Source organism: Streptomyces angustmyceticus (genome assembly GCF_040701845.1).
In the GTDB taxonomy this organism is placed as follows: Bacteria; Actinomycetota; Actinomycetes; order Streptomycetales; family Streptomycetaceae; genus Streptomyces; species Streptomyces angustmyceticus_A.
The window spans coordinates 157,902-173,086 of record NZ_JBFBHQ010000011.1 but is presented as its reverse complement, the minus strand read 5'-3'; the positions used below and the strand labels follow the sequence as shown (position 1 = coordinate 173,086).

Sequence of the window (15,185 nt, the reverse complement as noted above, 5' to 3'; positions counted from 1 at the left end):
CCCCGAAGGGCACCCCGCGTGTGACAGCGGCGGCCCCGGGGGAGGCACAGGGGGACGGGCACCGGCGGCGGCACCGGGCACCGGGCCCCGGACCCCGGGCGCCCCAGGAGCGGTCCGGCCGCGTCCCCGGGCCCCGGCCCCTCGCCAACAGCCCCCGGCGGGACCGGAAAACCCCTGGGAGTAGCACCCCGCTTGCCTGTCCGCCATATCCGCGTTACCGGCGATTCAACGTCGCTTGCGAGCATCGGTGAATGCAGCCCGCTGTGCCGAACGCCCCCCACCCGAGGCTCCATCTCGCGCCGCCGCCACTTCCTGACGCGCCTGGAACCCCCCGGACGCGGAAGAATAAGGTCATGAACCAGCAGCCCAGCGCTCAGGCACAGGCCCAGCCCGAGATGCCGACCCCGCAGCCCCCGCGGGCCGCGGCGCCCTCGGCCCAGCCGTCCGTGGGTTCCATCGCCGCGCACCGCCCGCAGGCGGTACGGGGCACGGTGCCCGGCCTGGAGCCCGACCTGGACGCCGACCCCGACGCGTACGAGGACGAGGGCGTGGTGGGCGCGGACGGCGAGGAGCTGCCCGGCGACCGGTTCCTGGACCGCGAACGCAGCTGGCTCGCCTTCAACGAGCGGGTGCTGGAACTGGCCGAGGACCCGGCCACCCCCCTCCTCGAACGGGCGAACTTCCTGGCGATTTTCGCCAGCAACCTGGACGAGTTCTTCATGGTCCGGGTGGCCGGACTCAAGCGACGGATAGCCACCGGCGTCGCCACCCGCTCCGCGTCCGGGCTCCAGCCCCGCGAGGTGCTGGACCTGATCTGGACCCGCTCGCGCGAACTCATGGCCCGGCACGCCGCCTGCTTCCAGCAGGACATCGCCCCCGAGCTCGCCGACCGGAACATCCACCTGATCCGCTGGCCCGAGCTGACCGAGAAGGAGCAGGCCCGCCTGTTCACCCTCTTCCGGCAGCAGATCTTCCCGGTGCTCACGCCCCTGGCGGTGGACCCGGCGCACCCCTTCCCGTACATCTCCGGCCTCTCGCTGAACCTCGCCGTCGTCGTGCGCAACCCGGTCAGCGGCCACGACCACTTCGCGCGGGTCAAGGTGCCGCCGCTGCTCTCCCGCTTCCTGGAGGCCTCCCCGCAGCGCTACGTCCCCATCGAGGACGTCATCGCCGCCCACCTGGAGGAGCTGTTCCCGGGCATGGAGGTGCGCGCGCACCACATGTTCCGGGTCACCCGCAACGAGGACCTGGAGGTCGAGGAGGACGACGCGGAGAACCTCCTCCAGGCCCTGGAGAAGGAGCTGATGCGGCGGCGCTTCGGGCCGCCGGTGCGCCTGGAGGTCGAGGAGTCCATCGACCCGGCGGTGCTCGACCTGCTCGTCCAGGAGCTGAAGATCTCCGACGCCGAGGTCTACCCGCTGCCCGGCCCGCTGGACCTGACCGGCCTCTTCGGGATCGGCGCGCTGGACCGGCCCGAGCTGAAGTACCCCAAGTTCGTCGCCGGCACCCACCGCGACCTCGCCGAGGTGGAGTCGGCGTCCGCACCGGACATCTTCGCCGCCCTGCGCGCCCGCGACGTCCTCCTCCACCACCCCTACGACTCCTTCTCCACCTCCGTGCAGGCGTTCCTGGAGCAGGCCGCCGCCGACCCGGACGTGCTCGCCATCAAGCAGACGCTCTACCGCACCTCCGGCGACTCGCCCATCGTGGACGCCCTGATCGACGCCGCGGAGTCCGGCAAGCAGGTCCTCGTCCTCGTCGAGATCAAGGCCCGCTTCGACGAGCAGGCCAACATCAAGTGGGCGCGCAAGCTGGAGGAGTCCGGCTGCCACGTGGTCTACGGCCTGGTCGGCCTGAAGACCCACTCCAAGCTCTCGCTCGTCGTCCGCCAGGAAGGCGAGATGCTGCGCCGCTACTCCCACGTCGGGACCGGCAACTACCACCCCAAGACGGCCCGGCTCTACGAGGACCTCGGCCTGCTGACCGCCGACCCGCAGGTCGGCGCCGACCTCTCCGACCTCTTCAACCGGCTCTCCGGCTACTCCCGCCGCGAGACCTACCGCCGTCTCCTGGTCGCCCCCAAGTCCCTGCGGGACGGCCTGATACAGCGCATCAACAAGGAGATCGCCGGCCGGCGCGCGGGCGGGCCCGCCTACGTCCGCATCAAGGTCAACTCGATGGTCGACGAGGCCGTCATCGACGCGCTCTACCGCGCCTCCCAGGCCGGTGTGCCGGTCGACATCTGGGTGCGCGGCATCTGCGCGCTGCGCCCGGGCGTCCCCGGACTGAGCGAGAACGTCCGCGTCCGCAGCATCCTCGGCCGCTTCCTGGAACACTCCCGGGTCTTCGTCTTCGGCAACGGCGGCGAGCCCGAAGTGTGGCTGGGCAGCGCCGACATGATGCACCGGAACCTCGACCGCCGGATCGAGGCGCTGGTGCGGGTCACCGACCCGGCGCACCGCGCCTCCCTCAACCGGATGCTGGAGACGGGGATGGCGGACACCACGTCCTCCTGGCACCTGGGCCCGGAAGGCGACTGGACCCGGCACGCGGTGGACGCGGACGGCGCCCCGCTGCGCAACATTCAGGAAATGCTCATCGACGCCCGGAGGCGCCGGCGTGGCCCAGCGACATGACCAGCCGACCGGAGGGCCCGCGGGTCTCCTCGGAACCGGATACGAGCCCGGCCCGGCGCGCGGAGCCCGGTCCGCGGTGGTGGACGGCCCGTACGGCGCGGACGACGGCACACCGGGACCGGACGCCGCCGCGTACCGGCCGCTGACCTCCCACGGCCCGGGCGACGACGGCGGCCCCGGCACCGAGACCGGCGCCGTCCTCGCCGGCCGCACGGCCGAGGAGGTGCTCGCCGGCTATCTGCACCAGCAGTCCGCCGACTTCCTGCGCAGCCTGCGGCTGCACCGGGAGAGCGGTTCGGACGCGGAGGGGGCCGGCGAGGCCGCCCGGCAGCTGCGCCGGGCCGCCCGCCGCATCAGCGCCACCCTGCACACCTTCCGGCCGCTGACCGACGAGGACTGGGCCGACCAGCTCCGCTCCGAACTCGGCTGGCTCTCCGGCGCCCTCGCCCGCGAACAGGCCTGTGCGTCCCGCCGCGAACGGCTGATGGCGGCGCTGCAACGGCTGACGGGCCGCGGCGATCGCCCCGAGCGCCCCGAACGCCCGGGCCGCGGGGAGCGGGGCAAACGCGGGGACCGTACGGCCACCGGCACTGCCACCGGGCCCGGCGCCCCGGCCACCGGACCGTCCGCCGCGTCGTCCGCTGCCGCCGGCGACCCGGATCCCGACGGGGCGCTGTCGGCCGGTGCCGCGCGGGCCGGGGCGCTGCTCGACCGCCAGCTGACCCTCGCCCGCACCCGCGCCCACTCCGCCGCGCTGCAGGCCCTCGGCTCCGCCCGCTTCCATGCCGTCGCCGACTCGGTCGCGGTGCTGGCCTCCGAGGCACCGCTGTCCGGTGCGGCGGGTGAGCTGCCGGCCGCCGAGGCGCTGCCGCCGCTCGCCGAGCAGGCGCACCGACAGCTCACCGAGGCGGTCGCCGCGCTGCCGCTCTCCCGCGCCGGCTACCCGTACAACGCCGCCGCGCTCGCCGCCGACCAGCGCCAGGACACCCCCTGGCACCAGGTCCGGGTGCTGGTGCGGCTGAGCCGCTACGCCCGCGAGGTGACCGCGCCGGAGTGCGCCGACTTCCGGCTGGCGGAGGCCGGCCGGGCGCTGGCATGGCACCGGGACGCCTCGGAGGCCGCCGCCGCGGCCGCCGCCGCGGCCCGCACGCCCCGGATCGCCCCGGCCACGGCGTACGCCCTCGGGGTGCTGCACGCCGACCAGCGCCACGAGGTCGAGGCGGCCCGCTTCGCCTTCGGCCGGGTCTGGCTGCCGCGGACCCCGGAGCGCAGGGGCTGAGGACCGAGGGCGGACGGCAGAGGACACCGGGACACGAGGAGGCGGCGGGACGCGCGGAGAGCGGACGGAGAGGAGCGATGATGTGACAGTGCCTCAGAAGACTGTGCGTGCGGCGGGCTGCGTCCTGTGGCGCCGCGCGGTGTCCGAGGACGGGCTGGAGATCGCGCTCGTCCACCGGCCCAAGTACGACGACTGGTCCCACCCCAAGGGCAAGCTGAAGCGCGGCGAGGACGCGCTGGCCGGCGCGGTGCGCGAGGTGGCGGAGGAGACCGGCATGGACTGCCGGCCGGGAGCGCCGCTGCCCACCTCCTGCTACCTGGTCGACGGCCGCCCCAAGCAGGTCCGTTACTGGGCGGCCGAGGCGGTCGCCGGCGCGTTCGCCCCCAACCGCGAGGTCGACCGCATGGTCTGGCTGCCGCCCGCCGACGCCCGCCGCCTGCTCACCCAGGAACGCGACCGCCCCCTCGTGGACGCCCTGCTCGCGGCGCTGCATCTGGCATGAGACCGCGCTCGGCCCGGACCCGGCACCCGGTCCGCGGCACCCGGCGGCTCCGTGGTCTTCGGGCGGTCTCCGGCGGCTTCCGGGCCCGGCCGCGGAAAGCCGGTCCATTACCGGCAACCAGTTCGTCGCATCAGCAGGCAGCGGAAAGAGCCGGCCGCCCAATTTCAGGGGTTTAGACTGCCTGCATGGCACAGAAGGTAATCACCATCTACACGGACGACCTCACGGGCGAAGAGTCCACCGAGGCCGCCACACACACGCTTTCTCTTGACGGCGTGACTTACGAGATCGATTTGAGTCCGGACAGCTACGACCAGCTGCTGGAAGCCGTCGGCCCGTTCTTGAAGGCCGGCCGCAAGACCGGCAAGGGCCGTAAGCCGCGCAAGGCCGCCGCGGCCGCCAGCGAGGACACCGCCGCGATCCGGGCCTGGGCCAAGTCGAGCGGCTACAACGTCAGCGACCGCGGGCGCGTGCCCGCCGAGATTCGTGAGGCGTACCAAAAGGCCAAGTGAATTTTTTGGATAAACCGGAAGCCCCTCACCACGGTGAGGGGCTTCTTTGTGTCCGGTTCCGGTTTGTGTCCGGTTCGGGCGGCGCCGTCCGCGCCGGCCGGCGGCGGACCGGCGTTCCGGGAATGCATAAGGAACAATCGCGAAGCCATTCTTTTCCCCGGACAATCCGTACGCCGGGCCGCCGCCGGACGGCTGCCGACGCTCCCCGCCGTCGGGCGGCCGCCGGAGACGACCGGCGACCGTCGGACGGCTGCCGGCCCGCCCCCGCCCCCGGTCAGCGGCGGCGCAAGGAGGCGTCCGCGAGGGCCGGCGCCTGGTAGTAGCTGTCGGCCGGATTGAGGTCGGTGCCGGGCGGCACGATCGCGTCGATCCGGTCCAGCACGTCCGCGCCGAGCGTCACGTCGGCACCCTCCAGCAGGCTGTCGAGCTGGTCGAGGGTGCGCGGGCCGATGATCACCGACGTCACCGCCGGGTGGGCCCGTACGAAGGCGGTCGCCAGATGCGGCAGCGTCAGGCCCGCCTGCGCCGCGACCTCCGACAGCGCGCCGACGGCCTCCGCCTTCCGGGCGTTCTCCGGGACCGACAGATCGAACTTCCGGCTCTCCAGCCCGACCCGCGAACTGGCCGAGAGGGCACGGCCGGAGAGCCAGCCCGCGCTGAGCGGACCCCAGGTCAGTACCCCCATGCCGTAGCGCTGCGCGGTCGGCAGCACCGCGCTCTCCACACCGCGCGCCAGCATCGAGTACGGCGGCTGCTCGGTGCGGAAGCGGAGGTGGCCGCGGCGCTCGGCCGTCCACTGCGCCTCGACGAGGTGCTCGGCGGGGAAGGTCGAGGTGCCGATCGCCCGCACCTTGCCGGACCGTACGAGGTCGGAGAGCGCGGAGAGCGTCTCGTCGATGTCCGTGGTGGGGTCGGGACGGTGCACCTGGTAGAGGTCGAGGTAGTCGGTGTCCAGCCGGCGCAGGCTGTCCTCCACCGCGCGCATGATCCAACGCCGGGAGTTGCCGCCGTGGTTGGCGTCCGGCCCCATCGAGTTGAAGAACTTCGTGGCCAGGACGACGTCGTCGCGGCGCCCCTTGAGTGCCTTGCCGATGATCTCCTCGGACTCGCCCGCCGCGTACACGTCCGCGGTGTCCACGAAGTTGATACCGGCGTCCAGCGCACGGTGCACGATCCGTACGCAGTCGTCGTGATCGGTGTTGCCCCAGGCGCCGAGCATCATCGCGCCGAGCGCGTACTCGCTGACCGAGATGCCGGTGCCGCCGAGGGTCCTGCGCTGCATGAGCTGCTCCTTGTGCGAGGTGTGCGGGGTCGTACGGGGTGTACGGGCGGCGGTGCTCAGGGGGCGTTCCGGGGCGTGCCGGAGCGGTCTCCGGGGCGCCCCCGAGGTGTCCGTGCACCACCCTGCTGCCCATCCGGGGAGCGGACCAGGCCCGTCACAGCCTGGGTCCGGCGGAACCACCCAACCGGCCGTGCGCCGCATACTGGAGCGATGCTGCACGCGGAAATCGAGATCGGCTCGTTCCTCAAGGCGCGCCGCGGGGCGCTCGACCCGGCGGAGCTCGGCCTGCCCGGCGGGATCGGCCGCCGCCGGGTGCGGGGGCTGCGGCGCGAGGAGGTCGCCCAGCTCGCCGGCATCAGCGTCGACTACTACACCCGGATCGAACAGGGCCGGGCGCCCGCGATCTCCGACTCCGTCCTGGACGCGATCGCCGGGGCGCTGCGCCTGTCCGGCGGCGAGGTGACCTACCTGCGCAACATCGCCGTACCCCGGCGCCGCCCGGCGGACGGCGGCGCGGAGCCGGGCCCGGACGGCGGCCCGTGCGCCGGCCTCCGGCAGACCGTGCGCCCCGAGATCCAGCGGCTCCTGGACGCGATGGAGACCACCGTCCCGGCCATGGTCCTCGGCCGCGGCCTGGACATCCTGGCCTGGAACACGCTCGGCGGCCGGATCGCCTTCGACCTCCCGGCGCTCGCCCCGGACCGGCGCAACACCGCGCTGCTGGTCTTCCTCGACCCGGTCGCGCGCGCCCTGCACCCGGACTGGGAGGCGAAGGCCGTGGAGGTGGTCGGCAACCTGCGTGCCGAGAGCGGGCGGCACCCCGAGGACCCGCGGATCTGCGAGGTGGTCAACGAACTCCTCGCGCACAGCCGGGACTTCCGGCGGATCTGGGAGACGCAGTCGGTGCACGAGTGCCTGTGCGGCACCAAGTCCCTCCAGCATCCGCACGTCGGCGAGCTGGTCCTCACCTTCGAGAGCTTCCGGCTGAGCACCGACGCGGACCAGGCGCTCGTGACGTACACGGCCGAGCGCGGGTCGCCGACGGAGCGGCGGCTGCGGGAACTGGGGGCGCTGGGACAACCGGTCCTGACGGCGTAGCGGCGTACAGCGACGCACCGCGACGGCGGCGCCTTCCGGAGCCGGGCCGGGCAGGTGCTCGGACTCGGGCCCGCCGCCGCCGGGCCGGGCCGCGGACCGCCTCAGCGGACGGCGCTGCTCCCCGCACTTCCCACGGCATTCCCCGCGCCGCTCCCCCCGGCGCCGCCCACCACGGCGCCCGCCGCCGCACCGCTCGGCACACCGCTCACCGGGCCACCCACCGCCCCGCCCCTGGGCGCCAGCGCCTCCCACCGCACCGTGACCTCCCCCTGCCGCCGGCGCCGCGGGTCGCCGGTCAGCGGCCAGTCCGCGGCCAGCGCCTGTACGGCGGCGCGCCACCGCTGGCGGGCCCCGAGCGCGCCGAGCGGGGCGGCACTGGCCCAGGCACGGTCGAAGTCCCGGAGGAAGGCATGCACGCCCTCGCCCGGCACATTGCGGTGGATCAGCGCCTTGGGGAGGCGTTCGGCCAGGTCGGAGGGGGTTCGGAGGGAGCCGAGGCGGGTGGCGAAGGTGACCGTGCGCGGCCCCTCCGGGCCCAGCGCCACCCAGACGTGCCGCCGCCCTATCTCGTCGCAGGTGCCCTCGACCAGCAGCCCGCCGGGCGCCAGCCGGGCACACAGCCGCTGCCACACGGCGGCCACCTCGTCCTCGTCGTACTGCCGCAGCACGTTCGCGGCCCGGATGAGGACCGGCGCCCGCCGCCGCTGCCCCGGCAGCGGCACCTCGAAGCCGCCGTGGAGGAAGTCCAGCCCGGGCCGCTCGTACGGCCGGGCCGCCTCGACCCGCGCCGGATCTATCTCTATGCCGACGACCCGGGCGTCCGGGCGCACCGTACGCAGCCGGTCCAGCAGCTCCACCGCGGTCCAGGGCGCGGCGCCGTAGCCGAGGTCGACCGCCACGGGGTCGGCGGCGCGGCGCAGCGCGGCGCCGTGCTCGGCCGCTATCCAGCGGTCCATACGGCGCAGCCGGTTGGGGTTGGTGGTCCCGCGGGTGGCGTTTCCCAGGGGCCGGGACTGCGCGGGTATCAGGGCGGCGCCGGAGACGGCGGGGCGGCGGACCATGACATCGAGGGTATGGGGTGGCCGGGGGAGAGCGGTCCGCCGCGGTCCGGGGCCCCCGCCCGGCCACGCCGCTTAAGCACGCCACTTGGTCACGCTTTGGCAAAGTACGCCCGGAGGCCGCCGGACGGAAATGGATGGCCGGGGTCTGTTGTTGGAGGGGTGCGGAGGCGTGCCGCCCGCCCCGTGCCTAGGAGGTAGCTCGACGTGAGCCCATACGCATCCCGGCTCCGCAGTCGGCCCCACGGCCAGTTCCCGGGCCAGTCCCGGCTGCGCCTGCCCGGCAGCCTGCGCCGTCCGCGCCGGGTGGCGATGCTCAGCGTCCACACCTCCCCGCTGCACCAGCCCGGCACCGGCGACGCCGGTGGCATGAACGTCTACATCGTCGAGCTGGCCAAGAAGCTCGCCTCGATCAACATCGAGGTGGAGATCTTCACCCGCGCCACCACCGGCACCCTCCCGCCCACCGTCGAGCTCGCCCCCGGCGTCCTCGTACGGCATGTGGACGCCGGGCCGTACGAGGGCCTGGCCAAGGAGGAGCTGCCCGCCCAGCTGTGCGCCTTCACCCATGGCGTGATGCAGGCCTGGGCCGGCCACCGCCCCGGCCACTACGACCTCGTGCACTCCCACTACTGGCTCTCCGGCCATGTCGGCTGGCTGGCCGCCGAGCGCTGGGGCGTCCCGCTGGTGCACGCCATGCACACCATGGCCAAGGTCAAGAACGCCGCGCTGGCCGCCGGCGACACCCCCGAGCCGGCCGCCCGGGTCATCGGCGAGACCCAGATCGTCCGGGCCGCCGACCGCCTGATAGCCAACACCGCCGGGGAGGCCGACGAACTCGCCCGGCATTACGAGGCCGACCGCGGCAAGGTCGCCGTGGTCCATCCCGGCGTCAACCTCGACCGCTTCCGGCCCACCGGCGGCGAGGTCGCCGAGAGCCGGGCCGCCGCCCGCGCCCGCCTGGGCCTGCCGCAGGACGCGGTCATCCCGCTGTTCGCCGGCCGCATACAGCCGCTGAAGGCCCCCGACATCCTGCTGCGCGCGGCCGCCGCCCTGCTGGACGAGGACCCCTCGCTGCGCTCCCGGATGGTCGTGCCCGTGGTCGGCGGGCCCAGCGGCAGCGGCCTGGCCAAGCCCGAGGGACTGCAGAAGCTGGCCGCCCGGCTCGGCATCGCCGACCTGGTGCAGTTCCGCCCGCCGGTCGGCCAGGAACAGCTCGCCGACTGGTACCGCGCCGCCTCCGTGCTGGTCATGCCCTCGTACAGCGAGTCCTTCGGCCTGGTCGCCATCGAGGCCCAGGCCTGCGGCACCCCGGTCGTCGCGGCCGCGGTCGGCGGGCTGCCGGTGGCCGTGCGCGACGGCGTCAGCGGCTTCCTCGTCGACGGCCACGACCCGGCCGACTACGCCCGCGCGCTCGGCCGCTTCGTCGCGGACCCGGCCCTGCCCGCCCGGATGGGCACCGAAGCCGCCCGGCACGCCCAGTCCTTCGGCTGGGACACCGCCGCCGCGGCAACGGGCGACGTCTACACCGACGCCATGCAGGAACACCGCCGTCACCTACGATCCCTCCATGGGTGACGAGCGAGAGAAGAACGACGCGGCGGGCGGCACCACGGCCGAGGCGGTGGTGCGCGCCAGGACCGTGATCGAGCGGACCCTGACCGACGCCGAGCTCGAATGGGAGTCGCCCGCCGACGGCACCTACGTCGTCAAGCTCCCCGGCACCCGCAAGCTCTCCACGACCTGCTCGCTCGTCGTCGGCAGGCACTCCCTCTCGCTCAACGCCTTCGTCGTCCGCCACCCCGACGAGAACCACGAGGCCGTCCACCGCTGGCTCCTGGAACGCAACACCCGCCTCTACGGCGTCGGTTACGCGATCGACAAGCTCGGCGACATCTACCTCGTGGGCAAGTTCCCCCTGTCCGCCGTCACCCCCGACGAACTCGACCGCCTCCTCGGCACGGTCCTGGAGAACGCCGACGGCAGCTTCAACACCCTCCTGGAGATGGGCTTCGCCACCGCCATCCGCAAGGAGTACGCCTGGCGCGTCTCCCGCGGCGAATCCACCCGCAACCTGGACGCCTTCGCACATCTGACGCGGGAGCGCTCCGCGTAGCCGCGGGCGGGCAGGAGCTGCGCGGACGGTTGCCGCGTACGGCCGACGACGGGACTGCGCGGCAGGCGGCGAGGGGGCCTACGGCACGGGGCAGCAGCGCTCAGGGTGCCGAGTGGGGCACCGGCTGCGTCACCTCCCGGCGCACAGGCGAGTGCGCCGCCGCGAGTCCGGCATCGTGCCCGGCCGTGGCGTCGGCACCCTTCGCCACCCCGGTCCGGACCCCCGTCCCCACCGTCGGGGAGGCCGCCCGGCTCGCCCCTGCCGGCGCCCCCGCCGCCCCCGTCCGTCCCGGCAGGCTCCGCAGCAGCAGCGCGTAGCCCATGGCCGCGACCGTGCCGACGGCCGCGCAGCCGGCCCACAGGGCATCGGCGCCGTAGTGGTCGATCACCATCCCGCCGAGCAGCGGGGCGGCCAGGGTCGCGATGGACCACGACAGGGCGTACATGCCCTGGTAGCGGCCGCGGCCGTGCAGGGGGGAGAGGCGCACCACCAGGCCCATCTGGGTCGGCGAGTTGATGATCTCGCCGAGCGTCCAGACCGTGACGGCGAGCGCGTACATGGCGACCGAGCCGGCCAGCGCCGTCAGCCCGAAGCCGTACCCGGCGAGCAGCGACGAGCCGACCAGGAGCATGGCCGGGCTGCGGTGCTCGATGCACCGCGTCACGGGGATCTGCAGCAGCACGACGAGGATCCCGTTGACCGCGATGACCAGCCCGAAGTCGGCACTGGAGAAGCCGCCCCGGCCCATCGACACCGGCATCGAGACGTACGCCTGCTGGAAGATCAGGGCGAGCAGCAGGTTGAGGCCGACGACGGTCATGAAGCGGCCGTCACGCACGACGGTCAGCAGCGAGACCGGGGCGGGGGCCGGGCCGACGGCGCCGCCCGGGCCGTCCGGTGCGCCCGCGGCGGGGCGCGATTCGGGGAGCTTCCGGAAGACGACCAGCGCGCAGACCAGCACCAGCGCGGACTCGCCCAGGAAGAGGGCCGTGTAGCCGTGGCGGGCGATGAGCCCGGCGGCGGTGGAGGAGACGGCGAAGCCGAGGTTGATCGCCCAGTAGTTGAGGGAGAAGGCGCGGACGCGGTCCTCCGGGGCGACGAGGTCCGCCATCATCGCCTGCACGGCGGGACGGGAGGCGTTGGTCGCCATGCCGACCACACCCGCCACCACCGCGATCGCGACCGGGTGCGCCATGAATCCGAGCAGCGCCACGGAAGCGGCCGTCGACAGCTGGGCGATCAGCATGGTGGGCCGCCGGCCGAGCCGGTCGGTCAGCACCCCGGCCCCGACCGACGAGATCACCCCGCCCAGCCCGTAGAGCGCCCCGACCAGGCCCGCGTACGAGGCGGAGTAGCCGCGCTCGACGGTCAGATACAGCGCGAGGAAGGTGGCGACGAACGAGCCCAGCCGGTTGATCAAGGTGCTGGTCCACAGCCACCAGAACTGCCGCGGAAGCCCGGAAACGCTCTCGCGAGCGGCCCGCCTGAGCCGGCCCGGCCCGGGCGGTGGAGACGTGATGGATGCAGGCATGACAATTCCCCCGATGAGTGGCGATACGGCACGGAAAACGAACGCGGCGGTACGGAAGCGGCACCTGCGGCGAACGAGCGGCGACAGCAGGCGAAGGACGGCAGCAGACGGATGGAGGTAAGTGGCGCAAGCGGCTTTCGCAACCTACATACGCGGCGTCCGTCACCGCCACTCATTTGACGAGAAGCATCAAACGTCCCCGAGAAGCCCAGGTCCTGGACCCGGACAAGGCGCCACGCCGACTTGGATTACGCTCGACGCCATGGCCGACGCACCGTACAAGCTGATCCTCCTCCGCCACGGCGAGAGCGAGTGGAACGCGAAGAACCTGTTCACCGGCTGGGTGGACGTCAATCTCAACGAGAAGGGCGAGAAGGAGGCAGTCCGCGGCGGAGAGCTGCTCAAGGACGCCGGCCTGCTCCCCGACGTAGTGCACACCTCCCTCCAGAAGCGCGCCATCCGCACCGCGCAGCTGGCCCTGGAGTCCGCCGACCGGCACTGGATCCCGGTCCACCGCAGCTGGCGGCTGAACGAGCGCCACTACGGCGCGCTGCAGGGCAAGGACAAGGCGCAGACGCTGGCCGAGTTCGGCGAGGAGCAGTTCATGCTCTGGCGCCGCTCGTACGACACCCCGCCGCCCGCCCTCGACCGCGACGCCGAGTACTCCCAGTTCTCCGACCCGCGCTACGCCGGCCTCCCGCCGGAGCTGCGCCCGCAGACGGAGTGCCTCAAGGACGTCGTCGTCCGCATGCTCCCGTACTGGTTCGACGGCATCGTCCCCGACCTCCGCGCCGGCAAGACGGTCCTCGTCGCCGCCCACGGCAACTCCCTGCGCGCCCTGGTCAAGCACCTCGACGGCATCTCCGACGAGGACATCGCGGGCCTGAACATCCCCACCGGCATCCCGCTCGCCTACGACCTGGACGCCGACTTCCGCCCGCTCAACCCCGGCGGCACCTACCTCGACCCGGAAGCCGCCAAGGCCGCCATCGAGGCCGTCAAGAACCAGGGCAAGAAGAAGTAAGCCCCCAGCCATAAGCCCCCTACCTGCGGTTTGCCCGCGAGTAGGGGGCTTGTTGCTGCCCGGGGCCGCGCGTCCGGGGTGCTCAGCGAGAGTCTGGAGTGCTCTGGTCGCCGACTCTCAGGGGAGGGACGCGGCGCGTGTGCCTGTTGCTTCGGGGACCACCGGCCGCATGAGTGCGGGGGAGCTGAAGCGCTGAGGGGCCGACGTCCGCTGTTCCGCAGTCAGGGGACACGGCCGGTCCGGTGCCGAGGCCGCACCCGGGTCCGTCCCGCTTTCCGGCCCTCCCGCACGCCACGCTCGCCTCACGCCGGCAGTTCCCGGTCCCCCCGCCACGTCACACACGTCATCGCGGCGAGGCCGCCGTTCGCCAGGCCCCTGTAGGTCACGGTCCGGGTGGGGCCGAGTTCGTGGGCGAGTTGTCCGGCCAGGTTTCTGCCCTCGTGGAACAGGCGCTGCCAGGTGTCGTCGTACGTGCCCTCCACCCGGTCGCGGAGTTCGAGGTTCAAGGTGGTGTCGATCTCGTCCGCCCAGCCGTACAGGGCGGCGACGAGGGCGTCGGACAGGTCCAGGGCGGCGGCCGGGTCGTCGGGGAAGAAGTCCCCGAAGCCGTCGGAGCGCAGCGGACCGTACTGGAACTCGCCCTCGACGGTGAGGTCCACCGGGTGCGGAGGCGTGCCGTGGCTGTCGCGTTCCCAGTGCAGGCGCTCGCAGCCCCAGCACACCCACTTCGACGTCCGGTGGCGCTCGTCCCAGTAGCGCACCGCCCACGGCGGCCCGAGGTGCCCGGCCAGCCGCTGAGCCGCCACCAGGCCCTGCTTGACGTGCTTCCGCAGGCCCGGACGGGAGGGGAAACCGTCTCGTGGGCGGGAGCGGGACCACGAGTGCAGCGTGTGGGCCAGGTTCTCCGGCAGGGCCAGGGCGGGGTCGTCCAGCGGCACGTTGCCGGTGAAGGTCCCGATGTCCTCGTGCGTCCCGCGCCCGTACGGCTCGTACAGGGGCGACGGTTCGGATCGGGCCTGCACCAGGAGGTAGCGCGGTCCTTCGAGGGGCATGGGGATCTCCACGATCGTGCCGGGAGGCGGGCCGTGGACGGCTGTCGAAGCAGAGCCGGGGGGCCGGGGTGCCGAACTTGAGCGTGCGCAGAGGACGTCGGTCCCGCCTCGCGGGCCGAGTTGCCCGGTGCCTCGGAAGCTTACGGGGCCGGGCCGGCGGGCCGGCGAGGGTCTCCGGGCAGGGGAGCGGGAGTCCGACCGCGCGCGTCCCCTCCGCCGGGCCGGCGGGGCCGTCGCGCCGCGGGCGGTGAGCGGTGGGGGCGAGGACCGCGGTGTTCGGATGCAGCATGGAAGAGGGAACGTGTTCGTCTGCGACCGGAAGGATGAGTTCGATGCCCAAGTTCATGGACATCCATCACGGTATGAAGGGCGTGACGCCCGACGAGCTGAGTGCGGCGCACCAGGCCGACCTCGCCATCCAGAGCGAGGAGGGCGTGACGTTCGAGCACGCCTGGGCCGACACCGACTCCGGGGATGTCTTCTGCCTGTCGGACGCGCCGTCGGCGGGGGCCGTGCAACGCATCCACGAGCGGGCCGGCCACAAGGCCGACGAGATCCATCCGCTGTCGATCTCCCTCTGACCGCCGGCGGAAGGACCGGCCGACCGGCCCCGGCCCTGACCGACCGCCCCGGCCCTTGCCGTATGACCCCGGCCCGCCGTACGGCAACGGCCCCCTTCGACTACCCCTCTTCGACCGGCAACGGCCCCCCGACCGGCAACGGCCCCGGCCGGTGAGAACCAGCCGGGGCCGCAAGGGCGCTGTGCCTAGTGCCGTGGTGGCGCCGTGCGTGACGGTCGCTAGCAGCCGCCGCCGCACTGGCACGGTCCGCCGGACTGGCAGCCGCAGCTGCAGCCGGAGCCGCAGCCGCAGGCGCCGAGCAGGGGGAGCCGTGGTCGCTCGACGGCCGTCGGGGTGTCGGGCGCGGGGTTGGGGGAGTCCGCCATGGGTGCCATGCATTGCCTCCTAGGGGTCACCTGGTGCCCATTGCAAGCCCGGGTGCCGAGGCGCGTCAACGGCGCGTGGAGGCACACGTCAACGGCGCACGGCGGCTCCGGGGGCGGACTCGCGGCTTCCATCCGCCGCCGCGGCCGGA

At 73.5% G+C, this 15,185-nt stretch carries 14 protein-coding genes; 9 read left to right on the top strand and 5 right to left on the bottom strand.

Annotated elements, in window-relative coordinates:
• Window positions 1-353 precede the first annotated feature (353 nt).
• From AB0411_RS23535 to AB0411_RS23520, 4 genes are all read left to right on the top strand, one after another.
• A complete protein-coding gene (locus tag AB0411_RS23535) occupies window positions 354-2,636 on the top strand; it encodes an RNA degradosome polyphosphate kinase (RefSeq protein WP_366419246.1) in 2,283 nt (760 codons plus the stop codon).
• Window positions 2,620-3,915, top strand: coding sequence for a CHAD domain-containing protein (locus AB0411_RS23530; RefSeq protein WP_366419245.1), 1,296 nt, complete (start codon window positions 2,620-2,622; stop codon window positions 3,913-3,915). Before AB0411_RS23535 ends, AB0411_RS23530 begins: the two co-directional genes overlap by 17 nt.
• 82 nt (window positions 3,916-3,997) lie before the next feature.
• Window positions 3,998-4,417 carry an NUDIX hydrolase gene (locus AB0411_RS23525; protein ID WP_366419244.1) on the top strand — a complete coding sequence of 140 codons (420 nt, stop codon included), beginning with the start codon at window positions 3,998-4,000 and terminating at the stop codon, window positions 4,415-4,417.
• Between the two features lie 185 nt (window positions 4,418-4,602).
• On the top strand, window positions 4,603-4,929 hold the full coding sequence (locus AB0411_RS23520; RefSeq protein ID WP_086721431.1) for a histone-like nucleoid-structuring protein Lsr2: 327 nt from the start codon (window positions 4,603-4,605) through the stop codon (window positions 4,927-4,929).
• A 274-nt stretch (window positions 4,930-5,203) separates the two neighbouring features.
• On the opposite strand, the gene AB0411_RS23515 is transcribed toward AB0411_RS23520, so the two are convergent.
• Window positions 5,204-6,211, bottom strand: coding sequence for an aldo/keto reductase (locus AB0411_RS23515; protein ID WP_366419243.1), 1,008 nt, complete (start codon window positions 6,209-6,211; stop codon window positions 5,204-5,206).
• A 210-nt stretch (window positions 6,212-6,421) separates the two neighbouring features.
• Between AB0411_RS23515 and AB0411_RS23510 the strand changes: the two genes are divergently transcribed.
• Window positions 6,422-7,309, top strand: a complete 888-nt coding sequence (locus AB0411_RS23510) for a helix-turn-helix domain-containing protein (RefSeq protein WP_366419242.1) — start codon at window positions 6,422-6,424, stop codon at window positions 7,307-7,309.
• Window positions 7,310-7,410: 101 nt separating this feature from the next.
• Here the strand turns inward: AB0411_RS23510 and AB0411_RS23505 are convergent, their stop codons facing one another.
• Window positions 7,411-8,370, bottom strand: a complete 960-nt coding sequence (locus AB0411_RS23505; protein WP_366419241.1) for a class I SAM-dependent methyltransferase — start codon at window positions 8,368-8,370, stop codon at window positions 7,411-7,413.
• A gap of 204 nt (window positions 8,371-8,574) precedes the next feature.
• On the opposite strand from AB0411_RS23505, the gene mshA reads away from it, so the two are divergent.
• On the top strand, window positions 8,575-9,945 hold the full coding sequence (mshA, locus tag AB0411_RS23500) for a D-inositol-3-phosphate glycosyltransferase (protein WP_366419240.1): 1,371 nt from the start codon (window positions 8,575-8,577) through the stop codon (window positions 9,943-9,945).
• Window positions 9,938-10,483: a YbjN domain-containing protein gene (locus AB0411_RS23495; protein WP_366419239.1), complete on the top strand. Its 546-nt coding sequence runs from the start codon at window positions 9,938-9,940 to the stop codon at window positions 10,481-10,483. The genes mshA and AB0411_RS23495 overlap by 8 nt, the downstream gene beginning before the upstream one ends.
• Before the next feature lie 100 nt (window positions 10,484-10,583).
• Here the strand turns inward: AB0411_RS23495 and AB0411_RS23490 are convergent, their stop codons facing one another.
• The gene (locus AB0411_RS23490) at window positions 10,584-12,014 is read right to left on the bottom strand and encodes an MDR family MFS transporter (protein ID WP_366419238.1); all 1,431 of its coding nucleotides are present in this window, start codon (window positions 12,012-12,014) and stop codon (window positions 10,584-10,586) included.
• Window positions 12,015-12,276: 262 nt separating this feature from the next.
• Between AB0411_RS23490 and AB0411_RS23485 the strand changes: the two genes are divergently transcribed.
• Window positions 12,277-13,038 carry a phosphoglyceromutase gene (locus tag AB0411_RS23485; RefSeq protein WP_366419237.1) on the top strand — a complete coding sequence of 254 codons (762 nt, stop codon included), beginning with the start codon at window positions 12,277-12,279 and terminating at the stop codon, window positions 13,036-13,038.
• A 302-nt stretch (window positions 13,039-13,340) separates the two neighbouring features.
• Here AB0411_RS23485 and AB0411_RS23480 read toward each other — a convergent pair whose 3' ends face one another.
• Window positions 13,341-14,090: a hypothetical protein gene (locus AB0411_RS23480; protein WP_366419236.1), complete on the bottom strand. Its 750-nt coding sequence runs from the start codon at window positions 14,088-14,090 to the stop codon at window positions 13,341-13,343.
• 332 nt (window positions 14,091-14,422) lie between these two features.
• Between AB0411_RS23480 and AB0411_RS23475 the strand changes: the two genes are divergently transcribed.
• Window positions 14,423-14,671 carry an SCO4226 family nickel-binding protein gene (locus AB0411_RS23475; protein WP_086721184.1) on the top strand — a complete coding sequence of 83 codons (249 nt, stop codon included), beginning with the start codon at window positions 14,423-14,425 and terminating at the stop codon, window positions 14,669-14,671.
• 218 nt (window positions 14,672-14,889) lie between these two features.
• Here AB0411_RS23475 and AB0411_RS23470 read toward each other — a convergent pair whose 3' ends face one another.
• The gene (locus AB0411_RS23470; protein ID WP_366419272.1) at window positions 14,890-15,045 is read right to left on the bottom strand and encodes a hypothetical protein; all 156 of its coding nucleotides are present in this window, start codon (window positions 15,043-15,045) and stop codon (window positions 14,890-14,892) included.
• Between the last annotated feature and the right edge of the window lie 140 nt (window positions 15,046-15,185).